This window comes from Planosporangium spinosum (assembly GCF_049999945.1).
GTDB classification, from domain to species: Bacteria; Actinomycetota; Actinomycetes; order Mycobacteriales; family Micromonosporaceae; genus Planosporangium; species Planosporangium spinosum.
The window spans coordinates 291467-299119 of sequence record NZ_JBLYUB010000007.1 but is presented as its reverse complement, the minus strand read 5'-3'; the positions used below and the strand labels follow the sequence as shown (position 1 = coordinate 299119).

The window sequence follows — 7653 nt, the reverse complement described above, 5'->3', positions numbered from 1 at the left end:
TTGCCGGTCTCGATCACCATCTGCACGGCCTCGGCTTTGAACTGTGGACTGTACCGGCGACGCTGCTCGGGCATGGACTCATCCTCTCAGGTCGGAGGACGTGTCCAAGATCCTTAGTACACCTCAGGGTTCTTGTTGGTGTAGTTGCCGGCATTGTGCTACTCGGCGCGGGTTGTCAGTCCGGCAAGTCCGGTGACACGCCAACGAAGACCCCCTCGGCAGCTTCGTCGGCGACGCCGAGTCTGGGGCCGAGTGCTGCCGCTGCGCGGGACGCGCTGACCGCGTACCGCGGCATGTGGAACGCGTTCGTGGAGGCGGCGAAGACGTCCGACCCAGACGCGCCGGACCTGGGCAAGTACGCCTCAGGTCAGGCATTGAGGTTGATCGCCAGCGGGCTCTACGCCGATCGCAGCCAGGGGAAGGTCACGAAGGGCGACGTCGTACTCAATCCCAAGGTGACCGATGCCAAGCCTGCACAAGCACCTACGGAGGTGACCGTCCTGGACTGCGTCGATTCAACGAAGTGGCTGGAGTACAAGGCGTCCGGGGAACTGTGGGATGACAAACCGGGCGGCAAGCACCGGACCACCGCGACGGTGAAGCTCTCCGATGGCACGTGGAAGGTCAGCTCATTCATCTTGGAGGAGTCAGGGACATGCTAGGTCGGCGGACGTTGCTGCTGCTGGCAGTCCTCGCCGTTCTGCTAGCCAGCGCCCCGGTTTCAGCGCCGGCGTGGGCTGGCGACGGTAGCGGGAAGGTGGAGTGCGCCAAGAGTGACCCACGACCAGCCTGCGACATCAACGTGGGCACCGGCGGGTCGACCGGCGGCTCGGCCGGCGGCGGTGGCACCGGTGACAGTGGCGGGGACGGCTGCTCCTACAAGCCGGCCGACCCGTCGCCGGACATCATCGATGCGTTCGGTGGGCAGCCATCAGGGCAGGGCCAGTGGTACTGGAAGGTGTGCAGCGCTCAGCCCGACAACGCGGACCTGGTGTGGATGGCGGGTGCTCCTCCGGTGGTGTCGCCGGAGGTGTTGGCCAGGCAGGCACGGGCGAAGCTGGCGCTGCCGGCGGTGGTGATCCGTCTCAATCCGCCGGATGACCAGTTGGCGAACCTGCCGGTGTGGTTGACCCTCGATCCGGCGTCGTGGCGGCAGCAGTCGGCCACCGCCTCGGTGCCTGGGGTGTCGGTGACGGCGACCGCGCGGCCGGTGAGGGCAGCCTGGTCGATGGGTGACGGTGGGTCCGTGACCTGTGCTGGGCCGGGCACGGCGTGGGCGCCGGGCACCGACCCGGCGGCGGCCTCGCCGGACTGCGGCTACGTCTACCGGCGCTCGTCGGCCGGCGCGCCCGCCGGCACGTACACCGTGACGGTGACGGTGATGTGGGAGGTGACCTGGGCGGGTGCGGGTCAGTCCGGCACGGTGCCGGGGCTGACGACGACCGGTCAGATCCAGACCCGCGTTCAGGAGTCGCAGGCGGTCATCAGCCGCTAACCAAGCAACTCGCTCACAGAAGCGCCACGTCGGGGAGGACATTGGTCATGGCGCTAGGTTCCGTGCGCCCAAAAACAGGTTTGGAAGATCGCCCCCAGGTCCCCGCGCCGCGTGCGGGGCGGGGACCGTGGCGGGCGGCCCGGCCGCGTCGCCGGCTGCCGTTCGTGGCATTGGGCGGCCTGCTGGTCGTCGTGTGCGTGCTGGGCTACGCCTACGGGGCGGTGCGCCTCGGGGACCGGGTCCAGGTGCTCGCCGTGGCGCGGTCGGTGGCGGCCGGGCAGGCCATCGGCGCTGCCGATTTGAAGCAGGTCTCGGCGGCGCGAGACTCCGGGGTACAGCTCATCCCGGCGGCGCAGGCCGCGCGGGTGGTCGGCCGGACGGCCGTGGTGCCGCTGCTGCCGGGCACGCTGCTCACGCCATCGCTGGTGGGTGAGGCGGCGTTCCCGCCGCCCGGGAAGGTGGCCGCCTCCCTGGCGCTCAAGCCGGGCCAGTACCCGCAGGGCCTGGCTACCGGGGCCCGAGTAGCGGTGTACGTGTCCGCCGCTGTAGGCGGCACCGGGCAGCCGGCCCCGGCGCCCGGCTCGGCGGGCAGCTCGGCCCCGGTCCGGCTACCGGCGGTGGTGCTCGGGGTGGACCTCGCCGGTGACGGCCAGGGCGCGACCGTGATCACGCTGCTGCTGGACGCCTCGGACGCGCCTCGACTGGCGGCTGCCCCGTCCGGGGGTGTGGTGCTGATGCAGACCGCACCGGACGGGGGGTGACTGACATGCCGCTGCTCGCCGTGACCTACGTCAAGGGCCGTCCCGGGGCGACGACGACCGCGCTCGGGTTGGCCGCCGTCGCCCCGGCCCAGGCGCAGGCGGTGGTGATGGAGGCTGATCCGGCAGGCGGGGACCTGATGCGCCGCCTCGACCTAGCCGCCGCGCCGAGTCTGGTGGACCTGGCTGCCGCCGCCCGGGGCGCCACGAATGCCGAGGACGCTTTCGCCGCTGGCCAACAGGCGGTGGTGATCGGTGACGTGGCGGTGCCGGTAGTGGTGGCCCCGGCGGGCGGAGCGCAGACCCGCGCCGCGCTGCCCGAACTGACGGGCACCGGGCGCAGCGTGCTGACCACACCCAACCGGCTCATCATGGCCGACTGCGGTCGACTCGCCTCCGGTTCCCCGGTCTGGCCGCTGCTGCGCCTGGCCGACGTGGTGCTGGTGATGACGCGCGCCCGCACCGACGAGCTGGCACATCTGCGCGAGTACCTCGCCGAGCTGGTCGATGTCGGCACGGGCCGGCTGGTGGTGCTGCTCGCCGCCGGGGGCGTCTACCCGGCCGCCGACGTGGCCGAGGTGCTGTCGACGTACCTGGTCGAGGAACTGGCCCGCGACCCGAGCGCGCTCGGCGTGCTTGGGCCGCTGCCCGCCAACCGGAAGGCCGCGGCGGTGCTCGGCGGGGAGCTGCTCGCGGGCCGGCGCTGGCGGCGGCTGCCGCTGATGCGCGCCTACGCAGACCTGCTCGCCGACCTCGCCCCGCACCTGACCATCGCCCCACCTGCGTACCCGGACCACACCCGTGAGGAGGCCATCGGATGAGCTACCCCTTCGAGCCACTGCCGCCGGACGGCAACCGGCGTGAGGGCTTGACGCCCGAGGTTCCAGGCGACGCCAGCGAGATCACCGTGGTGCGCCGCATCCGCCGCGAGGTAGCCGAGCGGCTGACCCGCGCCACCCGGGCCCACGAGACCGCCACCGGCGCGGTGATGTCGGCCGCCGAACAGCAGGCGACGACCCGCCGGCTGATCACCGAAGCGCTCGACGCCTATGCCACGACCGAGATGAACGCCGGCCGCCCGCCGCTTCGCCCGGACGTCGAGTCGCGGGTGGCGCGGGCGGTGGCCGACATGCTGCTGGGCGCCGGGGGCCTGCAGCCGCTGCTCACCGACGAGCGGGTGGAGGAGATTCACGCCAACGGCTTCGACCAGGTGTTCGTGCGCTACGCCGACGGCACCCGCGTGCAGGTTGCCCCGATCGCCGACTCGGATGCGGACATGGTGGAGCTGATCCGCCGACTGGCGGCCGACGCCGGCCGCGCCGAGACCGGCGGCGAGGGCGCCGAGGAACGCCGCTGGGACCGGGCCTCCCCCATCCTCAACCTTCAGCTGCCGGATGGCTCCCGGCTGCACGCAATCATGTCGGTGACGAAACGGCCAGCGCTGTCGATCCGCCGCCACGGCTACGTCAAGGTCACCCTCGCCGACCTGGAGCAGCTCGGCACCCTCAACCCGGTGCTGCGCGAGCTCCTGGCCGCCGGGGTGCGGGCGCGGTTGAACACGCTCATCGCCGGGCGTACCGGTGCCGGCAAGACCACGCTCCTGCGCGCGCTGGCGTCGACGATCGGTCCGCAGGAGCGGATCGTCACTATCGAAGACACCTACGAGCTGGCCCTGGACGCCGACAAGGCGCTGCACCCGGACGTGGTGGCGCTGCAGGCGCGGGAGGCCAACGTCGAGGGCGAGGGCGCCATCGACATGAGCATGCTGTTCCGCTCAGGGCTGCGGATGTCGCCGGACCGGGTGATCGTCGGCGAGATCCGCGGCCACGAGGTCATCCCGATGCTCAACGCCATGAGCCAGGGCAACGACGGCTCGTTGGGCACCATCCACGCCTCGTCGTCGGCCGGAGTGTTCAAAAAGCTCGTCCTCTACGCCGCGCAGGCCCCGCAGCGTCTCGACCCGGCCACCACGAACGTTCTGGTGGCCGAGTCGGTGCACCTGGTGGTACACCTCAGCCTGACCGACACCGGCCGCCGCGTGGTGACCTCGGTACGCGAGGTGGTCGACGCCGACGGCCTGTCGGTCGCCTCCAACGAGGTCTTCCGGCCCGGCTCCGACGGGCGGGCGGTCCCTGGTGCGCCGCCGTCGACCGGACTGCTGACGATGCTCGCCGAGCACGGGTTCGACCCCCGGGTGCTGGACGAGGCCCGCACCGCTGCGGGCGGGGGGTGGGCGTCATGACGTTGACCGTGCCCCTGGCCGCGCTGCTGGGGCTGGGTACGGCGGTCGGGGTGGTCCTGGTGTGGCTGGGGCTGGTCGGGCGTGACGACGGGCCCGCGGACCTCGAAACGGACTCGTGGCTGTCGAGGTTGACCTCGGCCCGTGGGCCGGTCGACCGCCGCCGGGTGGCCCTCTGCCTGGCTGTGGGTGTGGTCGTGGCCGTGGTGACCCGCTGGCCGGTCGCGGCGGCGCTGTCCGTCGTGGGGGCGTGGGTGCTACCGGCCGTCATCGGTCCGGACCGCGACCACGCCCGCCGGGTCGCCCGCATCGAGGCCATCGCCGCCTGGACCGAGGCGCTGCGCGACAACCTGTCCGGCGCGGCCGGGCTCGAGCAGGCCATCACCACCAGCGCCATCGAGTCTCCCGAGCCGATCCGCGAGGAGGTGACCCGGCTGGCGCTGCGGCTACAGCGCAGTTGGCGGCTACCGGCGGCGCTGCGCGCGTTCGCCGCCGAACTGGCCGACCCCACCGCCGACCTCGTCGTGGCCGGTCTGCTGATGGCCGCACGGGGCAGCGCCGGGCAGCTCGGCGAGGTGCTCGGCGAGCTGGCCGCGTCCGCGCGGGCCAAAGTCGCCTCCCGCCAGCGCATCGCCGCCGGCCGCAAACGCAACCGCACCTCCGCGCGGGTCATCGTTGGTGCCACCCTGGCCATGGCCGGCGTCCTCACACTGATCAACCGGGGCTACCTGGCGCCGTTCGACACCGCGACCGGGCAGCTCGTCCTCCTGGCCGCCGGCGGCTGCTTCGCGTTCGCGTTCTTCTGGCTGGCCCGGCTGATGCGTGACCGCGACACCGCCCGGATCTTGCAGGGCGTCGCCGACGGCACGGACGCCGAGGCGGTGGTGCTGTCATGACCGGAGCGTTGCTGTTCGGTGCCGGCACCGGCATCGGGCTGTGGCTGCTCGTCGTCGGCTGGGCACCCCGCCCGCCACGCCTCGACAAGGCGCTCGACGCTCCGTACGGGCTGGCCCGCCGCGCCCAAGCCGAGGCCGCCGACGCCGCCTCCGGCTGGGCCGGACGGTGGGGCCGCCCGGCAGTGCAGCGGCTGCGCCGTCTCGGCCTGCCCACCGCGAGCACCCGCCGCGATTTGGCGACGGTGGACAAGCCGATCGACGTGCACCTGGCCGAGCAGGCGACCGCCGCCGTGTTCGGGCTGCTGGTGCCGCCGGTGGTCGCCACCCTGCTCGCCTTCGCCGGGATGGCCCCGGGGTTCACCATGCCGGCGGTGGCGTCGCTCGTGCTGGGGGCGGCCGGATTCGCCGTCCCGGAGCTGGCGGTCCGCTCGGATGCGGCCAAGCACCGGGCGGCGTTCCGCGACGCCCTCAGCTCCTTTTTGGACCTGGTGGTGATCAGCCTCGCGGCCGGGTCCGGCGTCGACCAGGCCCTCGATGAGGCCGCCGCGGTCGGGTCCGGACCTGCCTATTCCGAGTTGCGCTACGCGCTCACCGAGGCCCGGCTGGCGCGGGTGCCGCCGTGGGACATCCTCGCCGTGCTCGGTCGGCGCCTCGCGGTGGCCGAGTTGCAGCAGCTCGCCGCGACCGTGGGCATGGCCGGCACCGAAGGTGCCCGGGTGCGCGCGTCGCTGCGCTCACGGGCGGTGGCGATGCGCGACCGGCAACTCACCGACGCCGAGGGCGAGGCCAACGCCGCGACCGAGCGCATGAGCCTGCCCATCGTCGCCCTGTTCGGTGGGTTCCTCATCTTCCTCGGCTATCCCGCCCTGGCGGCCGTCCTCAGCGGCCTCTAGGTCCCCGTGAACTCGCCCATCCCCACCCATAACCTGTCCGCTCCGCTCACCTGGAAGGAGGCCCGACGTGAGTACCGAAACCCGCATCCTCCCCGCCGTGACGGCGGCGGTGTTCGCCCTCGGATTGGGCGCCGTGCTCGTCGCCCAGTGCGCCTCACCACGACACGACCGCCACCCGTCCGCACTGGCCCGCACCTGAAGGAGAAGCACCCCATGCCCGCACTGCTGAGCTACCTGACCGCCGAGATCCGCCACCGCTGGAACCAGGTGCGCAACACCAAGGACGGCGGCTACTCCACCGAGGCCGTCCTGGTCACCGCGCTGCTGGTCGCCCTCGCACTAGTCGTCATCGGCATCATCGCGGCCAAGGTCTCCAGCAAAGCCAACAGCATCAACCTCGGCTGACCGCTGCCATGCCACTGCTGACCATCTCCCGAAACCGCCGTGCCGCGCGCCCGTCCTCCCCTGCACGTGGCGCGACAGGGTGGCTACGCGTCCGGTGGCGGCGCGCCGCCGCTCGCCCGGACGTGGGCGCGGCAACCGCCGAGCTGGTCGTTGCCATGCCGCTGCTGCTGCTCATCGTCATGACCGTCATCCAGGCCGGAGTGTGGATGCACGCCACCCACGTCGCGCAAGCCGCCGCCACCCGGGCCGCGAGCACCGCCGCCGGCTACCAGTCCAGCGCCGCCGCCGGCCGGGCCGCTGGCGGCGACACTCTGACCGCGGTCGGTTCCGGCGTGCTGGCCAACCCGTCGGTGTCGGTCACCCGCACCGCCACCGAGGTCCGCGCCGAGATCACAGGCTCCGCAGCCACCGTCGTTCCGGGCTTCCATTGGCGCGTCAACGTCGTGGTCGTGCGTCCGGTCGAGCGATGGACCACCCCAGGGAACGCACAATGATCTCCACACATCGCAGGTCACCATCCGCCGCCATCTCCTCTCGATGGCGGGTACTCATCAGCACACCGGATGCCGGGGCGAGTACCGCCGAGCTGGCGCTGCTCACCCCGCTACTGGTCATGTTTCTGCTGCTCGTGGTGCTGTGTGGCCGCCTGGCCTCGGCACAGATCGACGTGGACGCCGCCGCTAGTAGCGGCGCCCGCTCCGGGTCGATCGCCCGTACCCAGCCGGCGGCCGTGGTGGACGCCGAGCGCACCGCCCGCGACACCCTCGCCGCCCGGCGCGTGACCTGCCAGCAGACCGACGTACAGGTGAGTACGGGTGGGTTGCGGCCGGGTGGAGCGGTCACCGTCACCGTCTCGTGCCGGGTCCGACTGTCCGATCTTCTCCTACTCGGGGTGCCCGGCAGCCGCGTCGTGGAGTCGGCCGCGACGTCGCCAGTTGACCAGTGGAGAGGAAACGCCTCGTGAAGT

The 7653-nt window shown here is 72.4% G+C and carries 11 protein-coding genes; all 11 read left to right on the top strand.

Going from position 1 to position 7653, the window contains the following annotated elements:
• The coding region (locus ACNTMW_RS12960; RefSeq protein ID WP_426633715.1) for a hypothetical protein at window positions 1–662 on the top strand (662 nt) is incomplete at its 5' end.
• Window positions 656–1495, top strand: a complete 840-nt coding sequence (locus ACNTMW_RS12955; RefSeq protein ID WP_426633714.1) for a hypothetical protein — start codon at window positions 656–658, stop codon at window positions 1493–1495. The genes ACNTMW_RS12960 and ACNTMW_RS12955, both read left to right, overlap by 7 nt.
• A 164-nt stretch (window positions 1496–1659) precedes the next feature.
• A complete protein-coding gene (locus ACNTMW_RS12950; RefSeq protein ID WP_426633713.1) occupies window positions 1660–2256 on the top strand; it encodes an SAF domain-containing protein in 597 nt (198 codons plus the stop codon).
• Between the two features lie 5 nt (window positions 2257–2261).
• Window positions 2262–3074 carry a hypothetical protein gene (locus ACNTMW_RS12945; RefSeq protein ID WP_426633712.1) on the top strand — a complete coding sequence of 271 codons (813 nt, stop codon included), beginning with the start codon at window positions 2262–2264 and terminating at the stop codon, window positions 3072–3074.
• Window positions 3071–4495, top strand: coding sequence for a TadA family conjugal transfer-associated ATPase (locus ACNTMW_RS12940; RefSeq protein WP_426633711.1), 1425 nt, complete (start codon window positions 3071–3073; stop codon window positions 4493–4495). The genes ACNTMW_RS12945 and ACNTMW_RS12940 overlap by 4 nt, the downstream gene beginning before the upstream one ends.
• Complete coding sequence (locus tag ACNTMW_RS12935; protein ID WP_426633710.1) at window positions 4492–5388, top strand: type II secretion system F family protein; 897 nt, start codon at window positions 4492–4494, stop codon at window positions 5386–5388. The genes ACNTMW_RS12940 and ACNTMW_RS12935 overlap by 4 nt, the downstream gene beginning before the upstream one ends.
• Window positions 5385–6281, top strand: a complete 897-nt coding sequence (locus ACNTMW_RS12930; RefSeq protein WP_426633709.1) for a type II secretion system F family protein — start codon at window positions 5385–5387, stop codon at window positions 6279–6281. Before ACNTMW_RS12935 ends, ACNTMW_RS12930 begins: the two co-directional genes overlap by 4 nt.
• A gap of 67 nt (window positions 6282–6348) precedes the next feature.
• Window positions 6349–6480, top strand: coding sequence for a hypothetical protein (locus tag ACNTMW_RS12925; RefSeq protein ID WP_426633708.1), 132 nt, complete (start codon window positions 6349–6351; stop codon window positions 6478–6480).
• A 14-nt stretch (window positions 6481–6494) separates the two neighbouring features.
• A complete protein-coding gene (locus ACNTMW_RS12920; protein ID WP_426633707.1) occupies window positions 6495–6686 on the top strand; it encodes a hypothetical protein in 192 nt (63 codons plus the stop codon).
• Window positions 6687–6694: 8 nt separating this feature from the next.
• Window positions 6695–7180 (top strand): TadE family protein, encoded by a 486-nt coding sequence (locus ACNTMW_RS12915; protein ID WP_426633706.1) that lies wholly within the window; start codon window positions 6695–6697, stop codon window positions 7178–7180.
• Entirely contained in the window at window positions 7177–7650 is a 474-nt protein-coding gene (locus ACNTMW_RS12910) for a TadE/TadG family type IV pilus assembly protein (RefSeq protein WP_426633705.1), read from the top strand. Before ACNTMW_RS12915 ends, ACNTMW_RS12910 begins: the two co-directional genes overlap by 4 nt.
• The last annotated feature ends 3 nt before the right edge of the window (window positions 7651–7653 follow it).